Below are 22,870 nucleotides of genomic sequence, written 5' to 3'. Positions count from 1 at the left end.
CGAGTTGCCGTGAAATTGTCTGGATCGATTTGAGTTTAAATGCAGCTTTGGGCTGATTAATAGCCGAGTGCGCGAACGCCTTGATAGAAAACCAGGCTGATGAGCCACGCCAGGCCAAGTGACCAGCCAAGCGAAAGCCACATAAATCCGCGGCTTTTGCTTTCTGACCGCAAAGTGGCAATGGTTGACAGGCACGGCGTATAAATCAGTGTAAACAGCATAAAACTCATGCCTTGCACCCAATCAATATTGGCGGCGATCTGATGACTAAGTGCATCTCCCTGTAAACCATAAATCACGGCCAGCGAACCCACGACAATCTCTTTGGCGACAAAACCAAATATAAGCGCAATCGCAAGGTGATTATCAATGCCGATCGGGTCAAGCACCGGCGCAAAAAAGCGACCTATGCTGCCGGCCCAGGTTTCTGAGCTTGCCGGGACTGCCGTAGTAGGCAAATGCGTTAACAGCCAGACCATCAACACCCCGATGACGATAAATTTAGTAGCGCGATAGAGGAAATGTTTGACTTCCTGCCAGCCACGTATCCAGATTTGATTTGGCGTAGGGAAACGATATGGAGGTAATTCGAGCACAAAAGGTTCACTGCTGACAAATTTCTGTTTGAACAGGATGGCAGTGAGAAAAATAGTGAAAAAACTCACCATATATAGCGAGAACAGCGCCATTGCTGCCTGTGAAGGAGGGAAGAGTATGGCGATCATAAACAGGAATACCTGCAATCGTGCAGAACACAGGGACAAGGGTATCGTCAGCATGGTCAGCAGGCGCATAGGGCGGCTACGCATGACACGGGTGCCCATCAGCGCCGGTACGTTACAGCCAAACCCCATCAGTACCATCACGAATCCACGTCCATCCAGCCCCATTTTGGCCATCAATGTATCCATGAGGAAAGCAGCTCGGGAGAGATAGCCGCTATCTTCCACCATACTCATCACCAGGAAAAATAGCACTATAATCGGCACAAAAGCGGCGACCGTGCTCAGGCCAGTATAAAGCCCGTCCAGTAATAATCCATTGAGCCATGTTGGCAGTCCTGACAATGCCGGATCCAGTATTTCACCCCGTAAAGTGTCAAAAATCCAGGCAGTGGCATCCTGTAACGGAGCACCTATGGTGAAAATAAACTGGAATAACAGAAAAATAGCGAGAAAAAATAACGGTAAACCAAACCACGGGTGCAGGAGCACACGGTCAATGCGATCAGTCGTCGATGTATTCAGCTGCAAAGGCATTTGCACCGAACGGTCAATAATGCGTTGCATTTCCTGTTCGACGGCATTGTCGGCTTGCAGCTGAGTAGCAATCAGCTGGGGGTCGCTGGCAGGTGCTTGTTTTTCAAGCACTCTGGCTGCCAATTGCAAAGCTTCCGGGCAACCGCTGCCGTATTTGGCGCTGATAGTCAGCACCGGCATGCCAAGTTCCTGGCTCATCTGCTTGGTGTCTATGGTGATGCCAGCGCGTTTCGCTTCGTCTTCCATATTCAGTAGCAACACGGTTGGTAAACCCAATGCGCGGATCTGCAAAGCTAGAGAGAGTTGCCGGTCAATCTGCGCGCTGTTGAGGATAATCAGCGCCAGGTCGATCGGATGATTACTAAGGAAATGCCTGACGACTTCTTCATCATCTGAAAACCCGTGCAGGTCATACAGGCCAGGCAAATCCACCAGTTCAGCAATATGGCCGCCAAGTAAAATTTTGGCGCTCAACAGGTCTACTGTCATTCCCGGCCAGTTACCGACGCGTGCCGAGGCACCGCTTAATCGATTAAACAAGGTGGATTTGCCCGTGTTGGGCATGCCGAGTAGAGCAACACGTTTCATGCGGACAAGGATTCAGGTGAAGGGTTAGCTAAATGAATGGCCTGCGCATCTTGCACGCGGATCACTACATCCGTTGAGCCTATACGGATATGTAAAGGTCCGTTGAAGGCGGCCTGGCGGACAACTTGCACCTGCTTTCCCGGGCGAAATCCTAAGGCATGCAGGCGTTGTACCAGTGCCTGTTCGGCCTGGATGCCATTGATGATTGCGGATTCACCGGGTTTGAGTGCGTTGAGTTGCATAGGGGCTAAGCAAGCCTGCAAATGAGAACAATTCTTGATTTTATCGCAGAACCCTGAGGTGAGTAAAACCTTAAATGGCGATTGCTGCAATTTACAGGCACATTAAAAAGTAAAAGCCAGCATGGGCTGGCTTTTAACTAATCAACACTGAAGCGATTAAGGTGTTTTTTTCTCAACGCCTGTTACTTCAATTTTCGCTTTGTCTTTCAGGCTCAACATGTATTTTTCAAGCTTCCGTTGCTGAATGGTACGTTCAATGCCTTCTTTTACTTTATCAAAAGGAGGTACTTGCAATGCACGTGTATCAACCAGTTTGATTACGTGCCAGCCGAATTGAGACTGAACCGGCTCAGGTGTTGTTTCGCCTTTTTTCAAGACTAGCAATGCGTCTGCAAATGGTTTAACCATACCAGCCGGTGAGAACCAGCCCAAGTCGCCGCCTTTTTCTTTAGAGCCTGGGTCCAATGATTTCTCTTTGGCAATCTTGGCAAAGTCAGTCCCTTTTTTCAGGTCTGCAATAATCGCTTTTGCTTCAGCATCGGTTTTAACCAAAATGTGGCGTGCGTTGTATTCCTTGTCGCCCAGCTCTTTTTTGTACTGCTCGTAACCTTCTTTTTTCTCGGCTTCAGTCACTGGGTTTTTTCTGATGAAATCAGCCAGGAACGCATTTACCAACAGTTTACGACGAGCCAGTTCTTCACTCGCGATAAAGTCAGGTTGTTTATCAATGCCTGCTTTTTGCGCTTCCTGATAAGCCAGTTCAGAACCTACCAGTTCATTCACGACAGCGGCTTTCATGCCATCGTTGGCTTTTTGGCCAGTACGTGCTTCAGCATCTCTTAAGATAAACTCAACCCAGGTTTTCTTGATTGGTTTACCGTTAACAGTAGCAATGGCATCAGCATCAGCTGCGTAAGCATGTGGCAATGCGCTGAAGCATGCAATCGCCAACATCATTTTCAAAAATTTCATGCAATATCCTTAAAAAACGAAATGGTGCAATATTAAAAAACAGAATTGTTTCAATCAGATGACTCATCAGTGGATAATGCGTTGATACTGAGCGCATGTATGCGATGAGGCATCAAGTCTTGCAAGCATTGATATACCATGCGATGGCGCATTATCTGTGATTTTCCTGAAAATAGCGAGCTTTTCACCGTGATGGTAAAGTGCCCGCCGCCCGTGTTTCCTGCGTGTCCTTTGTGCAAAGCACTGTCGTCTTCGATGTCGAGTTGTTCGGGCTGAAGTGCTTGCAGACGTTGTGTAATTTCAGTTTGCAGCATTATGGCAACGTCTTGCGGAAAGGGTTCACTACAATGTTGCCATAGACGCCTGCTTGCTTGAAAGGGTCGTTGTCAGCCCATTCGGTAGCGGCCTGTAATGACTCAAATTCTGCCACGATCAGGCTGCCGCTAAAACCGGCTTCGCCCGGGTCTATATTATCAATGGCAGGTAATGGGCCTGCCAGTACCAAGCGGCCTTCGGCTTGCAACTGCTGCAGGCGCTCCAGGTGGGCAGGCCTGTGCTGCAGGCGCAACGGCAGGCTGTTGGCATTATCCTGGGCGTAAATCATGTATAACATAAGGACTATCCGTCAGTTTTCTCAGGCAGGCGGTGTGTGCTCTATCCAATAATCTTTTAGCACAAACACCTGCGAAATAATGAATATGAACATGATGCTGGTCGTGCCGAATAATTTGAAATTTACCCAGGCATTCTCATCATAATGAAAAGCCACGTACAGGTTTAAACTGCCCAAACCTACTAAAAAGAGTACCCAGCACAGGTTTAGCTTATCCCATACATTATTTGGCGGGGCGATGATTTTGCCCAGCATGCGGGCGATCAGGTTGTTCTGGAAAATGTAGCGGCTGGATAAAAGTGCCAGTGCGCCTATCCAGTAAATCACGGTTGGCTTCCACATGATGTAGGTTTTATCGTGTAGCAATAAGGTGATACCACCAAGCACTGTGATTACCGCGCCATTAATCATCAGCATCTTGTCAATTTTGCCGCGTTTTAGCCACACGACCAGCATGAGTACTAATGTGCTGATAATAGCAACAGAGGTGGCTACAAAAATACCTGCTTTTTTATAGGCGATAAAAAAGAGGATGACGGGCAATAAATCGATAATGACTTGCATGTGGGATCAGGTGACTGAATTCCTGCTATCTGTGAGGGCACTATTTTGCTATGATTTCTGTCGAATTGCAAAGTTCGTTTCCTAACGAAGGTCAGAACAGGCGAAGTTTCCTCCCAATTACCGAATCAGCATTATCATCAATCATGACAGTCCCCATCGATTTGCATTGCCACTCAACCATGTCCGATGGTTTGCTTTCACCTGAGGAGCTTGTGGCTCACGCCGCCAGTAAAGGTGTACGCGTGCTGGCATTGACCGATCATGATGAAGTGAGTGGGCTGGCACGTGCACGTGTGGCCGCCGAACAGCATGGCATTCATTTGATTGATGGGGTTGAGATTTCAGCCACCTGGAAAAAGCGAACTTTGCATATCGTCGGATTGCGCGTTAATCCTCAGCATCCTGCACTGCTGGAGGCTTTTGCCAGAGTGCGGGAAGGACGCGATGCGCGTGCCCGCCAGATAGCCGAGGGGCTGGCGAAGGCCGGTATTGCCAATGCCTATGAGGGTGCACGGGAAATATCCGGCAATAGCGTAATGACGCGTAGCCATTTTGCCCAGTTCCTGGTGAAACAGGGGCACGCAAAAAACATTAAATCCGTGTTTAAAAAATACATGGTTAAAGGCAAGCCTGGCTATGTGAATCATGAGTGGATGAGCCTTGAAGAGGCGTTGACGCTGATTAAAGATAGCGGTGGCCAAGCCGTGCTGGCGCATCCGGGCAGATATGACCTGGGCTTCGTCAATATGCATTTGCTATTGAATGAGTTCAGGGATCAAGGGGGTGTGGCGCTGGAAGTGGTCACTGGGAGCCATCAGCCACCACAATATGCACAATTTGCCAAACTTGCGCACCGTTTTGACCTGAAAGCTTCACAAGGGTCTGATTACCATGGGCCTGGTATGTCCTACATGGAAATGGGGCGTTTGCCGGATTTGCCAGCCGGCTGCGTGCCTGTCTGGCAGGATTGGCCGGAAGCAAGCCTGCTGCAATAGTTACGATGGCACAATATTTCATCATTCATGCGGAAAATCCGCAGACCAGATTGATCCAGCAGGCAGCCCAGTTGATACAGCAGGGCGGTGTGATTGCGTGCCCGACAGATTCCAGTTATGCACTGGTCTGCTCGATGGAGTTTAAGGACGCACAAACGCGTATCCGTCGCATGCGCGGCGTGGATGATGACCATCCGTTTACTTTAATCTGCCGCGACCTGGCCGAGATTGGCACCTATGCCAAAGTCAATAACAGCCAGTTCCGTTTACTCAAAGCCTTGACTCCCGGCGCTTATACCTTTTTGCTGGAAGCCAGTCGCGAAGTGCCTCGCCGCCTGCAGCACCCTAAACGTAGCACCATAGGATTGCGCGTACCCAGGCATATCGTCACGCAAGCATTGCTTGAGTCGTTGAATATGCCTTTAATAAGCATGACCTTGCAATTGCCTTGCGATGATGTGCCGATGTCGGTCGGCTGGGAAATACGCGAGACACTCGAACACCAGGTGGATGCGGTGATAGATAGTGATATTGCGCATGTTGGCGCAACCACAGTGCTGGACTTGACCCAGGACCCACCTGAGCTGGTACGTGCCGGTGTTGCTCCCTGGCCTTGACTAGGTCAGAACTTAGGAATTTGAAATCAAATGGAATTAACCGTCATACAAAAAATCGCAGCTTATGCATTACCCATCTTGTTCGCGATTACCGTGCATGAAGCCGCGCATGGCTATGCGGCGAAATTTTTTGGGGATTTGACGGCTGAGCGTATGGGCAGGATTACGCTGAATCCGTTTAAGCATATTGATCCTGTCGGCACTATTTTATTACCTGCATTAAGCGTGATGCTGGGTGGCGTGTTGTTTGGCTGGGCTAAGCCAGTGCCGGTGAATTTCGCTAATTTGCGTCATCCTAAAAAAGATATGCTATGGGTCGCATTGGCCGGGCCTGCCTCCAACTTTGTCATGGCGATAGGCTGGGGTTTGATTCTTGCCAGAATTGAACTGTTTCCGCTGTCAGCGCAGGATTTCCTCTCACAAATGAGTATTGCCGGCATTCAGATTAACTTGGTTTTGTTAGTGCTGAATTTATTGCCATTACCCCCATTAGATGGTGGCAGGATGGCTGTGAGTCTGTTGCCGATGCGAGCAGCAATCGCATTTTCCAAGGTAGAGCGTTACGGTATGCTGATCTTGATTGCGCTGTTATTTACCGGCGTATTAAGTATGATCCTGTCACCGGCATTGAGGTTTTTTCAGCAGTTACTGACGGTACTGGTAATGTAGATTTTCCAATCAATTAATCAAGGTCACTCTTAATGACCTTGATTCTGTAGCTCCAGCTAATTTTTTATCACATCCAGTGTCAATTTACTTGGCACCTGGTTTTTATCCCCTTTGATTGTGACGGGATTCGCTGACGTCACTCTTTGCGCACTGACTCCCGCCTCTTGCAATGTTTTCTGAATAGAGTCTGCACGGGATTTGGCCAGGTTCTGCAAGTCGGTTTCCGTGACTTGAATACTGGTGATTAATGCTTCCTGCGCCTGTGGGTAAAAACCTTCGGGTACTTTTTCCAGTTTGGCGGCCAGACGTTTGAGCAGGCCTTTATTAGTCTGGCGATCGTGCAAAGCTCTTAACGCTGATTGTACTTTTGGGTTATTCAGGTCTATGGGCCCAGCCGATTGCCCCGCTTCAAGACGTATGCCCATCTCTTCCGCGACTTGTTTGCGCAGTATCATTTCCTGGATGGCACGGGTATCCGCTGCCGAGTCATAACCAGGAATAATGCCTAATTTCAATTGCTGGCGTTTTTCCAGTGCTTTGCTGACTGCATGCAGCTTTTCCAGTTCCGGAGGCGAAATTGCAGATTTTCCTGCCTCAAACACAATAGCCTCGAGTTTTTCGCTACTGCCAAACAGTTTGCCTAATGCGCTGAATGGGGCGGTCACAATTTTAGTCAGCACGTTGGTAAAGGCTTTCCACATAATACCGCCGTAGCTGAATTTAGGGTCATCAAGACTGCCGCTGATCGGTAAATCCAGGTCAATCACACCGTCACTGTCTTCCAGTATGGCGATGGCAAGGTCGAGTGGCAGGTCAGGCGCATCTTTGCTATCTATTTTTTCACCTAACGTCAGTTTCTTGAGCACAAATTTGTTTTCACCCGTCAACTGGCGCTGTTTGATCTTGTACTCGAGATCCACCGATAGTTTGCCGGATTCAATTTTGCGCCCGGCGAATTTACCGGAGTAGGGTGTGAGCCGGTTCATATCAAGATTGCTAAACGCCAGTTTGATATCGGTGAACTCAGTTGCTTTGAATGGTTGCAACGACCCTTGAATACGCGCTGCCCCATATTCATCGACCTTGCCATCAAGCTCTACCTGGGCTATTGCAACGGGATTGGTTGAAATGCCGTTGATGACTCCGCCAAGCGAGTGGATGTTGGTCCCAAAAGGTTGTGGTAACGACAAATCCGCGAATTCGAGTTTGGCGCCATTGATACGCACCGTATCCACGCTGACAGGAAAGTCCGGTGAATGGTTATTTGTATTCGCTGGCTTAGTGTCAGCCGCTGTCGCGGGCGGCTCATTGCCGGCTGGTTTGGTGGCAGCTTGTTTGCTGGCTGTAGTCGGCAAGGTTCGCATGACCTTGGAAATGTTCAGGCTACGGTCAGGGTAAATGATGAATTTTGTTTGCGCGCTATTTAGCGTTAGCGTGTTTATTTGCAGGCGGTTGGGTGCTAGCGAAAGGGCAAGTCCATCTCCCTGCAATGATTCCCAACGCAGAAAAGGTTGCTGGCTGGCTTCTTCCAGCAGTGACCAATTTTTGACATTGAATCCACCATCAAAGGTGGTCGCACCATTGCTGATTTTCTGAAGTTTCCCCTGAATACTGGCGCTTCCATCTTGCAAGTTGAGCAAGGCGACTTGCTGGATATAGGGAGCGAATGGTTTGAGTGATAAATCGACCAGCGATAATTGCAAGTCAGTCTTAAAGGGTGAAGGAGATAATTTGCCATGGGCGCTGAACTGCCCGCCCTGCTTTACTTTGAAAGCGGCTTTCACCGGTAATGCACGTGTCATCTGCTGGCTCAGGTCAGCAAGCTCAATGCTACCATCTGCGACATCCAATATGACCGGTGTAGCGGTGGTATTGTCTTCAATATGAATATCGGCCTGCTGCAAGGTAAAACGTTTTAAACCAAATGCCCAGGCAGATTTTTCCGATGCTGCAGAAGTAGTCGCTTCTGGCTTGCTTGGCACAGAAATAATGTTTCCCTGTGTAGGCATGAGTTCTGCCATTTTAGCCGCCGGGGCAAGTAATGCCTGCCAGTTTAACTGCTGGTCAGCTTGCCTGATCACACTGGTTTTGAGACCGGTAAGTTGAAGGGCGCCCAGATTGATTTTTTGTTGAGCCAATCCCAATGAGCCATCAGTAAGCGCCAGACTGCCCAGTTGCGCGACTGGTTTCTTGTCCGATTGCACGCTGAGCTGCTTGGCTTCGGCCTTGATTTGTTTTATCTGTATGTCTGTTTGCTGGTCTAGCGCCAGATGCAGGTTAAAGTCGGCGATATTCGCTTCCAAGGGTTTCGCAAACTGCTGGTCAAGGTAAGCGAGTTGCCAATGTTCTAGCGCAACTTCGCCTATATTTAAATGGAAAGGGGCATCCGGTTTTTGCGTAGCCTCTGATTTTTCCTTATTTGCAGACACTTTTTGTTCTGTGTTTGATGCGGTTGCAGTGGCAAATGCCTGCTGCCAATCCAGCGTGCCATTGGCGTGATGGGTTGCAGAAAATTTGCCATCCGCCAGCAATATTTTTCCGACGTCTGCCTGGCGTTCGGCCAGATTCAGGCTGACTTGCTCTACAGATAATGCGGGGAGTTGGAAAAGACTTTTTTGCTGATGCTGCAATAGCAATTGCGCGAATTGCAAGTTGAGATTTTCAAAAGTGACTTGCGCATGGTCCTTATCGGTGAATTCAAGCATGGGTAAGGTGGCATTGGCTGAGGCCAGTGTAAATTCTGCTTGCGGTTTTTGTAACTTGAGTTGATCAAGATTAAGGGTAATGCCTTGTGTTGTAATCGTGGTATGCGATGGCTGGGTAAATGCAAATTGCCTGATCAGGAGCTTGATCTGGTTGAATGTTACTCGATCACCTTGTGCCAGTTTTCCCGCCAGGGTATCAATCGCAAATGTCGCATTAGCCACTAACAGTTTAGGATGCTGGTCTGGTAGTGAAAAATCATAGTTTAACTGACTGGAAAAGGTGCCTGCATCTGGTTGAAATGGCCATGATTGAGTGTTCACCCATTGTACGAGTTTCGCAATTTTCAACCCTTCTATGGCAAGTGAGCCTTGCGATGCCAGTGGATTAACACCAAAGTTACCTTTCCACTTCAACGTCCCACCCTGGTAAGGCAGTTTGGCGGCTATCAGGTAATCACCACGGTCTTCAGGCAAGGTCGAGAAGCCATCCAGTTCGAAGTCCAGCGGTTTTAAGGAGGCTTGTAGCGGTGTTGAATGCTGGTCATCCAGATATTCGATATCACCTTTACGAATATCAATATTTTCAATAATCACACGCGGCAGGTCTTTTTCTGGCGGAGATGGCTCTTCGTTAAGCTTGGCAATCAGGTCTGACCAGTTGAGTTTTCCTTGCTTGGAAATATGGACGTTCACTTGGGGTGCAGTTAATTCGATATGTTTCATTTTCCAGGCCCAGCTAAACAGCCCGCTGAATTCCATATCTACGACCAATTTGTCAAAAGACGCTAACGGTGCGCCGCTTTTCTCAGCCAGCGCTAGGTGCTCTATCGTCGCTATCAGGCGGAAAGGATCAAAAATGACTTTTTCAACGGAGGCTTTACTCGCCAATTGGGTTTCGGCGATTTTAGGTAGCAGCCATTTCGCCAGGGGATTAATGGCTAGCCAGGCGAACAAGAAATAGAAAATAAGTATTCCGGCAACAATTTTAAAGATAAGCGATGCACGCAGCGCAGCCAGCAGGAGAAAAAAGCGATTTAACATAGCGAGATAATTTAGCAGATTTGTGCCGAAAAGTGCCAATAACCATCTTAAATCTGGCATAAATCCACAGTAGTCCAGTGGCCGGAGGTGACATATTCATCGTTTTTAATGTATGCTTAAATCATCTCTTTATACAGGATGCTGTTTTCAGCAGTACATATGGCTTCTGAGCCGGAAAAGTTGTCCCATAAACCCTCTTTATTAGAACGATTAAGTCATTTCCTTCTGCGCGAGCCAGAAGATCGCGAGCAGCTGGTTGAGTTGCTGCACGGGGCTTATGAAAACCACCTGATGGATGGCGATTCCCTCGCCATGATTGAGGGTGTCCTACAGGTTAGCGAGATGCAAGTCAGGGATGTCATGATCCCACGCTCACAAATGGATGTGATCGATATTGCGCAACCCGCCGAGACCTTTCTGCCATTTGTCATTGAAACAGCCCACTCCCGTTTCCCCGTTATTGAAGATAATAAAAACGATGTGATAGGGATTCTTCTAGCCAAGGATTTGCTGCGTTATTACGCCAATCAAACCTTTGAATTACGGGACATGCTGCGTCCGGCAGTGTTTATTCCCGAATCCAAACGCTTGAATGTGCTGTTGAAAGAGTTTCGCAGCAACCGCAACCATATCGCCATCGTGGTGGATGAATATGGTGGCGTAGCAGGTATGGTCACCATTGAAGATGTACTCGAGCAAATTGTCGGCGATATTGAAGATGAATATGACGACGACGAGGATGAAGGCAACATTATTCTGCAAGACGTAGGCAAATACCGTGTCAAGGCGCTGACTGAAATTGGCGAGCTAAATGAGACGATTGGCACCGACTTTAGCGACGAAGAGTTTTCTACTGTAGGTGGTCTGGTGGTTAATCATTTCGGCCATTTACCTAAACGAGGCGAGCAGATCCGCATAGGTAACCTCAGTGTTACTGTGGTGCATGCAGATAGCCGTCGGGTACATGTATTGATGGTCGAACAGTTGCCGGAAGAAGTTTACCCGATTGAATCTGTTTAAAGAAATTGTGTGAGCGCCTCACTGGTGCGAACCAATTTTTGTTTTGATTGCCTGAGTATCTGAAAAGGAGCGTTAAAATGAAAACACAATCCTGGTTTACCCTCTTGGCAACGTTGGCGCTGGTTACTTTAAGCACTTCCGTGTTGGCGGGCAATACGACTGAAAAACTCCCTCAAGACGAGCAGGGCTTTGTCACTGCCATTGGCAAGCTTAAGCGCTCTGAAATTATTGCGTTGCTGGGTGAGCCGGCACGAGCCGAAGATGTGAAGCTAAAGGACAGTGGTCGTGTAGTGGCTTCTATCTGGCATTATCATAATATCAATAAGGATCCGAAGGGCGCTTATTACCCGACCACGGAGCTGGACCTGATTGATGACCAGGTGAGCGTGATTGTATTTTTGAATAATGATGGTTCAGATGCGACATCGGGCCAGACTTATGAAATACAACCTACGCCTTAAGATTTTAGGTTGAAAATTAAAGGGCGCCTGGGCACCCTTTATTGTTGATGGATACTGAATCGTTTATTTCTTCTTCAGGCTATCGCGAATTTCACGTAGCAATACAATGTCTTCCGGCGTAGCAGCTGGTGCTGGTGGTGGTTCTGCTTGTTTCAGGCTATTCATGAATTTCACCATCTGGAAGATGATAAAAGCCAGGATAATGAAATTGAGCACAATGGTAATAAAGTTACCATAAGCAAGTACAGCCCCCAGTTTTTTTGCTTCTACCAAGGCAAGGTCGCCAGATTGCCCGTTCAGCGGGAAATACATATTGCTGAAATCAAAGCCACCGAAAATCTTGCCGATCACTGGCATGATAATATCATTGACCAGAGAGTCCACGATTTTACCAAATGCACCGCCGATGATCACACCGACTGCCAGATCCATGACGTTGCCTTTTAGCGCAAATTGTTTGAATTCGGATGCCACACTCATAACTTCACACTCCTCTAATTGTTATTTATACAAGATTGCATAACCGACTATAGGCGTTGGTTCGCCCGCTTGTCAATTGGCTGACAGCGTCGAATGCGCAAACTGCGCTGTGTTATATTGCTGCGATCTTAAGCATTCAAAGGGTAAGCACTAGCATGCAGTTGTTTCATACTTTGCGCGAGTTGCGCGCTTTCCTCGATGGTTGTGCAGGCAAGCGTATTGGCTTTGTGCCAACCATGGGTAACTTGCATGCCGGGCATTGCCAGCTGGTAACCCAGGCTAAAGGCCGAGCCGATATCGTGGTAGTCAGTATTTTCGTCAATCCACTGCAATTCGGTGCCAATGAAGATTTCGGCAGCTATCCGCGTACGTTGCAAGCCGATTGCGATCAGTTACGTACTGTGGGTGCAGATGTCGTGTTTGCGCCTGCGGTAGATGAAATGTACCCTGACTTTAATGGGCAAGATTTAATGCAACAGGTGATTGTGCAACCACCGCCTCTGGCCGATATATTGTGCGGAGCCAGCCGTCCAGGCCACTTTGCCGGCGTCGCCACGGTGGTGACCAAATTATTCAATATGGTTAAACCTGACCTGGCGGTGTTTGGTAAAAAAGATTACCAGCAACTGATGGTGATACGCACAATGGTGCGCCAGCTTAATTTTGGCATTGAAATATTGGGTGTGGATACCATGCGCGAACCTTCAGGCCTCGCGATGAGCTCCCGCAATGGCTATCTAGCACCAGAACAAAAGCATCAGGCGGCCCAGTTATATGCACAATTACAGCAGATGCGAACTGCCTTGAAACATGGCAGGCGTGATTATGTTACGCTTTGCCAGGAAAGCATTTCCAGTCTGGAAAAGCAGGGCTGGCAGGTAGATTATGTAGATATCCGCTCCCAAACGGATTTGAGTGAGCCATCCCCAGATAAAACTGAACTAGTGATAGTGGCGGCGGCCAAATTGGGTAATACCCGTTTGATTGATAATTGTGAAGTCAATCTTTAGAGAAATCGTCACGGTTTTATGAAAATTATTTTGCGCTAAGCTATTGATAACTTTATAATTACGACCTTTTCCGCGCTGGCGGAAATTAACTGAAGGGATGCAATGCAAAGAACCATGTTGAAATCAAAGCTGCATCGGGTGCGTGTGACGCACAGCGAGCTGCACTACGAAGGTAGTTGCGCCATCGATGAAGCCTTGCTGGAAGCTGCCAATATCCATGAATATGAGCAGATCCAGATTTACAATATCAACAATGGCGAGCGGTTTACAACCTACGCGATTCGCGCTGAGCGTCACTCTGGTGTCATTTCAGTCAATGGGGCCGCAGCGCACAAAGCAGATCCGGATGACCTGATCATCATCGCAAGTTATTCACAATACACCGAAGCCGAATTGGCCAACTACCATCCACAACTGGTCTATGTCGATACACACAACCGTGTCGTCGAACAAAAAAACCATATCCCGGCGCAAGCTGCCTGAACCCATTGAATGTGCCTATGCAACCTATAGATAAAACTCTCCCTCTTGAAGATATAAAAGCAGCCGTTGTAGACGCGCTGGAAGATATTAAAGCCTTTGATATTACGGTAATGGATGTGCGTCAGATGACCACCGTTACCAGCTACATGATTGTAGCGAGCGGTAATTCCACCCGCCAATGTAAGGCGATTGCGGATAACGTTCGCGAGAAACTGAAAGAAAAAGGCGTTGATACGCGTGGCATTGAAGGTGAAAAAGACGGTGAATGGGTGCTACTTGACCTGGGCGAGATCGTTATTCATGTGATGGTGCCTGCCACCCGCGCTTATTACAACCTTGAGCAATTGTGGAGCGAGTCGCAATCGCGCCGCGCTGCTTCCGCTGCTTAATTAAGCGATCTGCCTACTCACTATGTACGCGCATAAGAACGTGCACATTGCACCGGACACCAACACCGGAGTGAGTTTTTGTTTGCACCAAGGTTTTGCGTGTGAACGCAAACAGTAATTTCTCCAGCAAAATCTTCGTCATCATCCCTGTATGAAGCTGAATATCATCTCGGTGGGACATAAAATGCCCGACTGGGTTGAATCGGCTTGTGCCGAGTATTTAAAGCGCATGCCGCGCGAGCTTGAAACCCGCATTATCGAAATCAAACCTGACAAACGGGCAGCAGGAAAAAATAGCGAAGTGGTGCAAGAGGCGGAAGCCAGGCGCATTCTTGAAGTCGTCGGCAAGGATTATCTGGTGGCGCTGGATGAGCGCGGTCAAGCCGTGACTACCTTGCAATTGGCAGACAAGTTAAAAGGCTGGCAGGAAATGGGCCGCGATGTGTCGCTGGTGGTAGGCGGCGCGGATGGCTTACACCCGCAACTGAAGACGCAGGCACAGTGGTTATTCAGTCTTTCCAAGCTCACCATGCCACATGGAATGGTGCGTGTAATGCTCGCCGAGCAACTCTATCGCGCCCACACGGTCCTAAGTGGTCATCCTTATCACCGGGAATAATTATGTCTAAAGCCTTGGTCTGGTTGCGTCGCGACCTGCGCATTGACGATCATGCTGCCTTGTATCACGCCTTGAAGCTTAACGCGCAAGTGTACGTGGCGTTTGTGTTTGATACCGATATCCTGGATGCCTTGCCTGATAAATACGACCGGCGGGTTGAATTTATCTGGGAAAGTCTCAATGAACTTAAACTGGCACTTCAGCAAAAGGGCGGCGATCTTTTAATACACCATGGCAAAGCCATAGAAGAAATACCCAGGCTGGCACAACAGCTGGAAGTCGCCGCAGTGTACGCCAATCGTGATTACGAGCCGCTGGCCATTGCCCGAGATGAGAAGGTGGCACAGGCTTTGTTGCGCGTAGACAAAACGCTCCATTTGTTTAAAGATCAGGTGCTATTTGAACAGGACGAAATCCTGACCCAGACCGGTAAGCCTTATGGCGTATTCACGCCTTATAAACGTGCGCATCTGGCCAAGTTGAATCCGTTTTACTTAAAGGCCTATCCGGTACAACGTTACCTTAAGTCATTGGCCGGTGGCAAGGCTGAAAGTATGCCGTCTTTGGAAAGTATGGGTTTCTCCCGCACCAACTTGAAAACGATGCGCTTGCCGACAGGCATCAAGGGTGCGCAACAGTTGTTTGATGACTTTTTACAGCGCATAGAAGATTATCATGATGCACGCAACTATCCTGCCATCAAAGGTGTCTCTTATTTGTCGGTGCATTTGCGATTTGGCACTATCTCAATTCGCCAGTTGGCCCATGCAGCCTGGCAATTGTCTTTGGCAGGTAATGAAGGTGCTGCAACCTGGCTGAGTGAATTGATCTGGCGCGATTTTTACTTCCAGGTGTGTTATCACCGGCCGGATTTGCAACTGGAACGGCGCGCATACAGGCTGGAGTATGACCAGTTACCTTTTCCCAATAACCGCGACTGGTTTGCGGCATGGTGTGAAGGGCGTACCGGTTATCCAATTGTGGATGCAGCGATGCGGCAGTTGAATGAGACCGGCTATATGCATAACCGCTTGCGTATGGTGGTGGCTAGTTTTCTGGTCAAGGATTTGCTGATCGACTGGCGCTGGGGCGAGCAATATTTTGCCGAGAAATTAATTGATTTTGACTTTGCTGCCAATAATGGCGGCTGGCAATGGGCGGCTTCCACCGGATGTGATGCGCAGCCTTATTTCAGGATTTTTAATCCGCAGGCACAGTCGGAAAAGTTTGATGCAAAAGGCAAGTTTATCCGCAAATATGTACCTGAGTTAACGGGGTTAGATGACAGGAAGATTCATGCCCCATATGCGGATACTTCAAACAATAAAGATTTGCTCGTCAGTATGCCTCAAATAGACTATCCGATGGCTATTGTAGACCATGCTGTACAAAGGCAAGAGGCATTATCGCTATACAAAAATAATGTGAAGTAAAAATGACATTTGATGTAGAATAAACTCGTTTTACTTTGCAGTTATTAAGCTAGTAGTAAGGATTCTGTAGTAGATCGCGATAGCGTTGTTGCCCTTCAATTATTGAAGAAGGCGCCGATAAAAGTGATTGCAGGGTGTTTCAAGTCTACGCTTGTTACACGCCAAGATGATTTTTTAATGCTATTGATACCAAGGCGCTTGATCTAAATATAATGACAAATATGAATAAACTAAAAGCCGTTTTATTGATTGCCGTACTTGTTGGCCTTTCAGGGTGTGCAACCACCAATAAAGATCCGCTTGAAGGGGTTAACCGCGGGATTTACAAATTCAACGATGTGGTCGATAAATATGCCATGAAGCCGGTTGCCAAGGCATATAAGGCAGTTACACCATCACCAGTGCGTACTGGCATCACCAACTTTTTCAATAACCTGGGTACTTTGACCACAGTGGTTAACGACTTGCTGCAACTCAAATTTGCGCAGGCATTTACCGATGCGGGTCGTTTTGTGATCAATACCACCTTCGGAATCGCTGGCGTGATCGACGTCGCCAGTAAAGACAACTTCCCAAAACATCAGGAAGACTTCGGTCAGACTTTAGGTCACTGGGGTGTAGGCACAGGCCCTTACCTGGTATTGCCTATTTTGGGACCAAGCACTGTACGTGATGCGGGTGGTCTGGCATTTGATACTGTGACTTCAGACCCGATTACCTACCTGCATAACACCGGCCAGATCCGCGCGCATAACCAGGTGCGTTTAGTGCAGTTTATAGACAAACGTACGCAATTGCTGGATGCCAAAGACCTGGTAGATGATGCCTCTATCGACCCGTATGCTTTCATGCGTGATGCCTACCTGCAACGCCGAGCAAGCATGGTTCAGGATGGCATTGTGCCGGCAGAGTTGTTGCAGGATGAATTTGAGCCAGAAGATGAACCAGCTGCAAATGGTGCTGCAGCTGAGCCAGCTGTTTCTGAAACCGTTGTATTGCAATCAGCTGTACCGATTGAGGAGCAAGCAGGCATGCTGACTACAGATGCGGCAACGGTAGAAGTTCAACAGCCTGCTGTTGAAGAGTCGACAGTATCCACTGAGCAAACAACACCTGATATTTCTGCTGATCTGGCTGAAACACCAGCCATTGAATCTGCACCAGAAGAGGCGTTGCCACCATTACTTGATCAAGTGAGCGAGCAACCAACTCCTGTAGAGCCTGTGGTAATGGAAAGCACTGCCACAGAAGTAGTTGCAGGTATCGACGATACTTTAATAACACTGGAAGCTAAATAAGGGGCTTGATCCTTTTAGCGATCATTGGTTAGTGCGACAAAAAAGGCTTTGCAGTGATGCAAAGCCTTTTTTATTTGTACCGCATTCTCTAGGGCTAGTCAGCCGAGGCGACGGTCATGCGATCAATTAATATTGAGCCGGTCAGCTTGGAGCTATTCGGAATAATATCGTTGCCAATCGCAACTATGCCTTTCAGCATTTCCTGCATATTGCTGGCAATCGTGATCTCTTCCACAGGGTGAGTAATGACCCCGTTTTCAACCCAGTAACCAGCAGCACCACGTGAGTAATCACCCGTAATCATATTCATGCCATGACCAAGTAGTTCTGTCACCAGTATTCCGGTGCCCATGGTCTGTAATAATTGTTCGAGGTTATGACCGGTAGACCGCACTAGGATATTATGGGCGCCACCGGCATTGCCGGTAGATTGCATGCCCAGTTTGCGTGCAGAGTAGCTGCCAAGCAAATAACCCTGCAGCACGCCATTCTCAACCAGGGTACGCTTCTGGCAGGCAACGCCTTCATTATCAAACGGGCTGCTGCCAGCACCCTTGAGAATGAAAGGATCTTCATCGATATGCAATAACGGGCTGGCAATTGTTTGCCCCAGGCTATCAAGTAAAAATGAAGATTTTCTATATAGATTACCTCCTGAAATTGCACTCAGCAGCGTACCGATAAGTCCACTTGCCAACGGTGCTTCAAGTAACACTGGATACTGGCCTGTCTTGAGTGGGCGGGCATCTAATCTTTTGACCGTGCGTGAGCCTGCGATTTGGCCGACTTGCTCTGGCGACTCCAGGTCCAGCGCATCACGCGCACTGCTATACCAGTAATCGCGTTGCATCTGGTTGTTGGATTCGGCAATCACTGAACAGCTAATGCTATGGCGTGAGCTAGGGTAACCGCCAACAAAACCGTGACTATTTGCGTATACAAATGCGCCACTTTGGCTATAGACGCTGCCGCCTTCACTATTGCTGATGCGCGGGTCTACTGCAAGTGCTGCTGCTTCACAGCGCCTGGCTAATTCCAGCGCCTGATCGACATCGATAGCCCACGGATGGTGTAACGACAAGTCCGGGAGTTCTTTTGCCATGCATTCAGCATCGGCCAGGCCGCAAAAAGGATCTTCTGCAGTATATTTCGCAATATTACAGGCGGCTTCGACGGTATCTTTAAGCGCCTGTAAACTAAGGTCAGAAGTGCTGGCATAGCCTTTTCTCTGCCCGAAATACACCGTCACCGAACAACCTTTGTCACGGTTGTACTCAATATTTTCAGTCTCGCCCTGGCGGACAGAAACATTCTGGCCGGTGCCGAAACTGACATCGGCCTCGGCACTGCTGGCCCCTGCCTGCCTGGCCAGTTGAATAATATCTTCAGAGATTTGTTTGAGTTGTTCCAGTTGCATGCTATGAGCGCTTGTTTTTTGCTTGGCAATTAAAGCTGGTATCATACCGTGATTTGGCAGAGATTGCTTTTACCATAACTGCACAACCGCGAATGATAGCTAAACCCATGGAAGATTCCCAACCCAGTAAAACCAAATTAAAAGCAGAAGCCGATGCCGCGCAGGAGATCGGGCGGCAATTGCTTGAACTGCCAAAAGAGAGATTAAAAAAATTACAACTGGATGAAGCCTTGAGTGACGCGATTGCCGAAGCAAAGCGCTTGACTGCTAACGGGGCGATCCGCCGCCAATTGCAATATATTGGACGTTTAATGCGTGACATTGACCTGGCGCCAATCGTGGAGCAACTGCAGAAATGGGAAGGTAAGCATGTGGAAGAAAATGCCCGCTTTCACCAGATGGAACGCTGGCGTACACGCCTGATAGAAGACGCAAAGGCGGTTGAGGCATTTCTGGTGGAATATCCGCATACCGATGTGCAGCATATGCGTACATTGATCCGTAATGCGCAAAAAGAGCTGGCTGCCAATAAGCCGCCCAAGAGCAGTCGTGAGTTATTCAAGATGATACGGGACCTGGCTGAAGGTGCTACAAACGCGCCGGATGAACATACCGAATAGCGGTTAAGTTGGGGCCGTAAAGTTAGACGGCTAGCTTGTCGTTTAATGCAAGTTTATATGATGCCTGTAAAGTGGGTAATTTTACGGCTCCAAATAATGCACTACAATTAAAAAAAGTACCTGGCATTTGCCGAAGTACTGTCTATCTAGGGGTTATCGTGAAACAGAACGTTGATTTAGAGTTGGATTTAACAGGGCTGGAAAGTCCTGAACCGATGTTAAAAACCAAGGAAGCAATAGATAAACTGTCCATTGGCCAGATTATCCTGGTTAAAACAACAGCACTAGGTAGCGAGCAAAATATCCGTAACTTGATTACCAATCATCCGGTGACCTTGCTTTCCTTTAAAAAGGAAGACGGCATATTTCACTTTGTAATAGAAAAAACTTCCTGATAACAAAAGCTCCACATAGGAAACAAAGAAATCTATTAAATATTAACCACTAAGTTGCTTGTGCTTAGTGGCTAGTTTTCTCAAGTCTAGTTTCCATCTCCATCTTTTTAGGTGGCAAAACGAACTTCCAAGGTTGGCGATAAAGCAAAGTCAGTAATTCCAGCGCAAAAGCTTTCCAATGCCGGTAGCGTACCTGCCGTGATTTCATGGCGACAAAAATGGCTAAACCAAAGCTGGTCAGCAAGTTAATGGTCGCCACCACAAAAATCCCAAGTAAGGCTGTCCCAAGCATGTAATAGGTGATCTGGAAATCCAGTGCAGAAAATGCATACCCCGAGAATGCCGCTACGAAAGTCACATGGCGGATATCCAGAGGTAAGCCAAGCATCACTCCCAACCCGGAGGCAAACCCAAGCAGGCAGCCAAAATAGAAGTTACCGGCCAGTGCGCCCAGATTATGGCGTATATATTCTGAAATACGCTGCAGGCGCGCTTTCCCCAGCAGGCGTTGTAAAAGCGGCAGGTGGGCAATACGTTCAGGAATGCGGTTATAAGCCGCCAAATTGTCATGATAGCCCGCAATCAGGCCGGAAAGGAACAGGCACACACCAGCCACCGCAGCATACAGGGCGCTGAGGCTGATCAATGGGTTGTTGGAATCCAGCAAGATATTGGCTTTGGCCTCACCTATAAAATGATGGCCGCTATATTGCACTACCAGCCAGTCGATAAACATTGCCATCGGAATCACAACGATCACATTACCCAGAATGGCGATTGTCTGGCTGCTGGTCGTCTGCGCAACAATGTTGACCAGACTGTGTATATTTTTGCTATCGTGCCCGTCATCATCAATCGCTGATGCAATTGTTGCCGCCGTCATCGCCGGTTGTTTGGTGGCAACTGTGAAATGCAGCAGATGAATCAGGACAAACCCTAAGCCATAATTCAGGCTGAAGAAAATGGCTTCGGCAAGCGGGGCAAAGTGATAGCTGGCGATGATGATTTTAAACATGGCCATAAAGGCAATAATGACCCCGGCGCCCATGGCTGAACCCATCAGCTTGAAATACTCCTGCCGATGCTGTGCAATGTAATGCTCACCGGTGTGGCTGGCGTTTTCAGTCACGCGCAGGGCCAGTAACTCGGTGTTATGGCGCCAATATTCGGACAGGTTATTCTTTTTACACTCTGCATATACCAGTTGCTTGAACAAACGTGTAATCGCATCACTGACATCATGCTTGAGTAAAAGCCCGTGCAGAATATCCACTAATAATTGCATGCGATGAATTTGCTGCTGCATTCTTTGCATCAGGGCAGTCAGCGAAATGCTGGTACCGGTCTTTGCATTCGCTTTGCGGATTTCATCGTTAAGGTTCTGGCAGCGTTTCAATACGTCATAAATATGCTGTATGTCGTCTGCAGTGGTAGTGGTGAGCGACAGAAATTTCTGGATTTCGATATTCTGGGTGATGAATGGCGAAGTGTTATTTTCCAGGTCTTCATGCTGCAAAATAAGCTCAGGGTCCAGGCCAGAAGCGGATAAGCGGTAAGAGAGTACCTGTAATGCATCCTTCAATTCTTGAATGCAGCTCTCCTGCTGCAAATCATTCCCTTCACCTAATGCCAGGGTATGTATAAAGTCGCGCCATACGGTATTCGGCACGCCGGTTACCCAGTTGGCATCATGGGTGTGGTGAAAAACCTGGCCAAATACATCTTTCAGGTATCTAGGGTCTGGGACTTCAGGCAATAATTTATGGGAAAACCGTCGGTAGATTTCAGTAAAAAATCCTAAGTCAGACTGAATGCCATGCTCGGAATACAGTGAAATCACACTTTTTTCGTTCAAAAGGCGCAGGATGCTGTTTCGCAATTCCAGAGCAAATGAAGGTTGTTGTTGTAGCAAGAAACACAGCGCCTGTATTGACTTGCTTGCACTTTCGGTATCGCTTGAGTGACGAGGGCGAATATCATCAAGCAGCGCCCGTAAAAACTGGATGTCGTCGATATGACCAGACGCTATGCGGGCTGCCTGATGCTCGAACGTAACTTGAAACATTTGAAACACTTTCTATTTAATATGATGACAATTCAGAATGGCTCGCAGTTAAAGGGCGACTTTTAACGAAAGCGCTTCAGATTGCCGTTGAATTTTTATGGTGACCGTATTGCCTTTGAAGCGTCTCACCAGGCTGGATAAAGTCGCAGCATCATTTACTTTTTCCTGGTTGAGGCTGAGTAACTGGTCTCCGCGCAATAACCCGCCTTGCTCTGCAGCGGAGCCATGTATCACAGCAATCACTCTAACGCCTTCATTGACATCAGTCGCCTGTGCTTGTTCATCCTGTTGAGAAGATTTACGGGCAACCAGTTTAATCACATGCACGCCTAACACTGGCGGCGGTAATTTGGCCCAGTAGGTTGCGTAATAGCGGTATTTGCCTGGGTCGATCGCCATATCTTTTTCAGTCAGCGATTGGCCTTTTTTGACGGCTTCTTTAATCACTTCCATCTTGGAGGCCGGGGTCGCGTTACCGGATTTTTTAACATACACCAGTATGGTATCCGCCTGGATATTGCGTCCGTGAATAATCGCCAGTTCGGGTGCGATGTCTCCTGCTTCAAACTCACTCAGGCCCATCAGGTCATAGCCGTTTTCCAGCATTTTGATATTGTCGCCATCACGACGGGTACCAATAAGTAATTGCGGCTCGGGATTGTTTTGCAGTGAATGTAAATTACCCTGGTTTTGTGCCTGGTAATTGGCAGCATAAGGGTTTTCATCTGCCAATACTGTTTTCGAGAACATCAACAAGGTAATGATTGCCAGCGAAGGCAACAGAATAAACCACTGGCGAGGCGAGGCGGCTCGGCCTGTTACACGCGCTGCTTTGCATAAGACTTTCATCTGACTCTCCATGACGAATGACACCATTTCAGCTTACTGATGTGTCGGGTAATGTTATGATGTGCT

At 48.0% G+C, this 22,870-nt stretch carries 24 protein-coding genes; 13 read left to right on the top strand and 11 right to left on the bottom strand.

Translation table 11 applies throughout. The annotated features are described in order from the left end of the window. Positions 1 to 56 precede the first annotated feature (56 nt). From feoB to LPA26_RS06245, 6 genes are all read right to left on the bottom strand, one after another. Positions 57 to 1,847 (bottom strand): ferrous iron transport protein B, encoded by a 1,791-nt coding sequence (feoB, locus tag LPA26_RS06270; protein ID WP_229007709.1) that lies wholly within the window; start codon positions 1,845 to 1,847, stop codon positions 57 to 59. Then, positions 1,844 to 2,089 carry a FeoA family protein gene (locus tag LPA26_RS06265; protein ID WP_055826191.1) on the bottom strand — a complete coding sequence of 82 codons (246 nt, stop codon included), beginning with the start codon at positions 2,087 to 2,089 and terminating at the stop codon, positions 1,844 to 1,846. The genes feoB and LPA26_RS06265 overlap by 4 nt, the downstream gene beginning before the upstream one ends. 156 nt (positions 2,090 to 2,245) lie before the next feature. Beyond that, positions 2,246 to 3,061, bottom strand: coding sequence for a peptidylprolyl isomerase (locus LPA26_RS06260; RefSeq protein ID WP_229007708.1), 816 nt, complete (start codon positions 3,059 to 3,061; stop codon positions 2,246 to 2,248). A 50-nt stretch (positions 3,062 to 3,111) separates the two neighbouring features. Further along, positions 3,112 to 3,375 carry a BolA family transcriptional regulator gene (locus LPA26_RS06255; RefSeq protein WP_055826188.1) on the bottom strand — a complete coding sequence of 88 codons (264 nt, stop codon included), beginning with the start codon at positions 3,373 to 3,375 and terminating at the stop codon, positions 3,112 to 3,114. Further along, positions 3,375 to 3,674 carry a YciI family protein gene (locus LPA26_RS06250; protein ID WP_229007707.1) on the bottom strand — a complete coding sequence of 100 codons (300 nt, stop codon included), beginning with the start codon at positions 3,672 to 3,674 and terminating at the stop codon, positions 3,375 to 3,377. The genes LPA26_RS06255 and LPA26_RS06250 overlap by 1 nt, the downstream gene beginning before the upstream one ends. A gap of 21 nt (positions 3,675 to 3,695) precedes the next feature. Further along, positions 3,696 to 4,238, bottom strand: a complete 543-nt coding sequence (locus LPA26_RS06245) for a septation protein A (RefSeq protein WP_055826184.1) — start codon at positions 4,236 to 4,238, stop codon at positions 3,696 to 3,698. Between the two features lie 143 nt (positions 4,239 to 4,381). Between LPA26_RS06245 and LPA26_RS06240 the strand changes: the two genes are divergently transcribed. Genes LPA26_RS06240 through LPA26_RS06230 form a run of 3 tightly spaced genes read left to right on the top strand, consistent with a single transcriptional unit; the run spans position 4,382 to position 6,519 of the window. Then, on the top strand, positions 4,382 to 5,233 hold the full coding sequence (locus tag LPA26_RS06240) for a 3',5'-nucleoside bisphosphate phosphatase (RefSeq protein ID WP_229007706.1): 852 nt from the start codon (positions 4,382 to 4,384) through the stop codon (positions 5,231 to 5,233). 5 nt (positions 5,234 to 5,238) lie between these two features. After that, positions 5,239 to 5,850, top strand: coding sequence for an L-threonylcarbamoyladenylate synthase (locus tag LPA26_RS06235; protein ID WP_229007705.1), 612 nt, complete (start codon positions 5,239 to 5,241; stop codon positions 5,848 to 5,850). A gap of 30 nt (positions 5,851 to 5,880) precedes the next feature. Continuing rightward, positions 5,881 to 6,519 (top strand): site-2 protease family protein, encoded by a 639-nt coding sequence (locus tag LPA26_RS06230; RefSeq protein ID WP_229007704.1) that lies wholly within the window; start codon positions 5,881 to 5,883, stop codon positions 6,517 to 6,519. Positions 6,520 to 6,575: 56 nt separating this feature from the next. Here LPA26_RS06230 and LPA26_RS06225 read toward each other — a convergent pair whose 3' ends face one another. After that, complete coding sequence (locus LPA26_RS06225; protein ID WP_229007703.1) at positions 6,576 to 10,265, bottom strand: DUF748 domain-containing protein; 3,690 nt, start codon at positions 10,263 to 10,265, stop codon at positions 6,576 to 6,578. A 159-nt stretch (positions 10,266 to 10,424) separates the two neighbouring features. Here LPA26_RS06225 and LPA26_RS06220 point away from each other — a divergent pair, with 159 nt between their 5' ends. Together LPA26_RS06220 and LPA26_RS06215 are read left to right on the top strand one after the other, a co-directional pair. Continuing rightward, positions 10,425 to 11,285 (top strand): HlyC/CorC family transporter, encoded by an 861-nt coding sequence (locus LPA26_RS06220; RefSeq protein WP_229007702.1) that lies wholly within the window; start codon positions 10,425 to 10,427, stop codon positions 11,283 to 11,285. Between the two features lie 77 nt (positions 11,286 to 11,362). Further along, complete coding sequence (locus tag LPA26_RS06215) at positions 11,363 to 11,746, top strand: hypothetical protein (protein WP_229007701.1); 384 nt, start codon at positions 11,363 to 11,365, stop codon at positions 11,744 to 11,746. 63 nt (positions 11,747 to 11,809) lie between these two features. Here the strand turns inward: LPA26_RS06215 and mscL are convergent, their stop codons facing one another. Then, positions 11,810 to 12,226 carry a large conductance mechanosensitive channel protein MscL gene (gene mscL, locus LPA26_RS06210; protein ID WP_229007700.1) on the bottom strand — a complete coding sequence of 139 codons (417 nt, stop codon included), beginning with the start codon at positions 12,224 to 12,226 and terminating at the stop codon, positions 11,810 to 11,812. 155 nt (positions 12,227 to 12,381) lie between these two features. On the opposite strand from mscL, the gene panC reads away from it, so the two are divergent. The 6 genes from panC (at position 12,382) to LPA26_RS06180 (ending at position 17,458) form a co-directional block, all read left to right on the top strand. After that, positions 12,382 to 13,236, top strand: coding sequence for a pantoate--beta-alanine ligase (panC, locus tag LPA26_RS06205; RefSeq protein ID WP_229007699.1), 855 nt, complete (start codon positions 12,382 to 12,384; stop codon positions 13,234 to 13,236). A gap of 102 nt (positions 13,237 to 13,338) precedes the next feature. After that, on the top strand, positions 13,339 to 13,719 hold the full coding sequence (gene panD, locus LPA26_RS06200; protein ID WP_229007698.1) for an aspartate 1-decarboxylase: 381 nt from the start codon (positions 13,339 to 13,341) through the stop codon (positions 13,717 to 13,719). A 17-nt stretch (positions 13,720 to 13,736) separates the two neighbouring features. Continuing rightward, the gene (rsfS, locus tag LPA26_RS06195; RefSeq protein ID WP_229007697.1) at positions 13,737 to 14,108 is read left to right on the top strand and encodes a ribosome silencing factor; all 372 of its coding nucleotides are present in this window, start codon (positions 13,737 to 13,739) and stop codon (positions 14,106 to 14,108) included. Between the two features lie 151 nt (positions 14,109 to 14,259). Next, complete coding sequence (gene rlmH / locus LPA26_RS06190) at positions 14,260 to 14,727, top strand: 23S rRNA (pseudouridine(1915)-N(3))-methyltransferase RlmH (protein WP_229007696.1); 468 nt, start codon at positions 14,260 to 14,262, stop codon at positions 14,725 to 14,727. Positions 14,728 to 14,729: 2 nt separating this feature from the next. Beyond that, positions 14,730 to 16,160, top strand: coding sequence for a deoxyribodipyrimidine photo-lyase (locus LPA26_RS06185; RefSeq protein ID WP_229007695.1), 1,431 nt, complete (start codon positions 14,730 to 14,732; stop codon positions 16,158 to 16,160). A 221-nt stretch (positions 16,161 to 16,381) separates the two neighbouring features. After that, on the top strand, positions 16,382 to 17,458 hold the full coding sequence (locus LPA26_RS06180; RefSeq protein ID WP_229007694.1) for a VacJ family lipoprotein: 1,077 nt from the start codon (positions 16,382 to 16,384) through the stop codon (positions 17,456 to 17,458). A 94-nt stretch (positions 17,459 to 17,552) separates the two neighbouring features. On the opposite strand, the gene pmbA is transcribed toward LPA26_RS06180, so the two are convergent. Next, positions 17,553 to 18,875 (bottom strand): metalloprotease PmbA, encoded by a 1,323-nt coding sequence (pmbA, locus tag LPA26_RS06175; RefSeq protein WP_229007693.1) that lies wholly within the window; start codon positions 18,873 to 18,875, stop codon positions 17,553 to 17,555. A 107-nt stretch (positions 18,876 to 18,982) separates the two neighbouring features. Between pmbA and yjgA the strand changes: the two genes are divergently transcribed. Next, positions 18,983 to 19,495 (top strand): ribosome biogenesis factor YjgA, encoded by a 513-nt coding sequence (gene yjgA / locus LPA26_RS06170; protein WP_229007692.1) that lies wholly within the window; start codon positions 18,983 to 18,985, stop codon positions 19,493 to 19,495. A gap of 158 nt (positions 19,496 to 19,653) precedes the next feature. Continuing rightward, positions 19,654 to 19,890, top strand: a complete 237-nt coding sequence (locus LPA26_RS06165) for a sulfurtransferase TusA family protein (protein ID WP_088178513.1) — start codon at positions 19,654 to 19,656, stop codon at positions 19,888 to 19,890. A 64-nt stretch (positions 19,891 to 19,954) separates the two neighbouring features. Here LPA26_RS06165 and LPA26_RS06160 read toward each other — a convergent pair whose 3' ends face one another. Continuing rightward, positions 19,955 to 21,955: a site-specific recombinase gene (locus LPA26_RS06160; protein ID WP_229007691.1), complete on the bottom strand. Its 2,001-nt coding sequence runs from the start codon at positions 21,953 to 21,955 to the stop codon at positions 19,955 to 19,957. A gap of 48 nt (positions 21,956 to 22,003) precedes the next feature. After that, entirely contained in the window at positions 22,004 to 22,804 is an 801-nt protein-coding gene (locus LPA26_RS06155; RefSeq protein WP_229007690.1) for a PDZ domain-containing protein, read from the bottom strand. Between the last annotated feature and the right edge of the window lie 66 nt (positions 22,805 to 22,870).

The organism is Methylophilus sp. Leaf408 (assembly GCF_916856905.1).
GTDB lineage: Bacteria > Pseudomonadota > Gammaproteobacteria > Burkholderiales > Methylophilaceae > Methylophilus.
The sequence above is the reverse complement of the archived record's forward strand: the minus strand, read 5'-3'. Positions and strand labels throughout refer to the sequence as shown.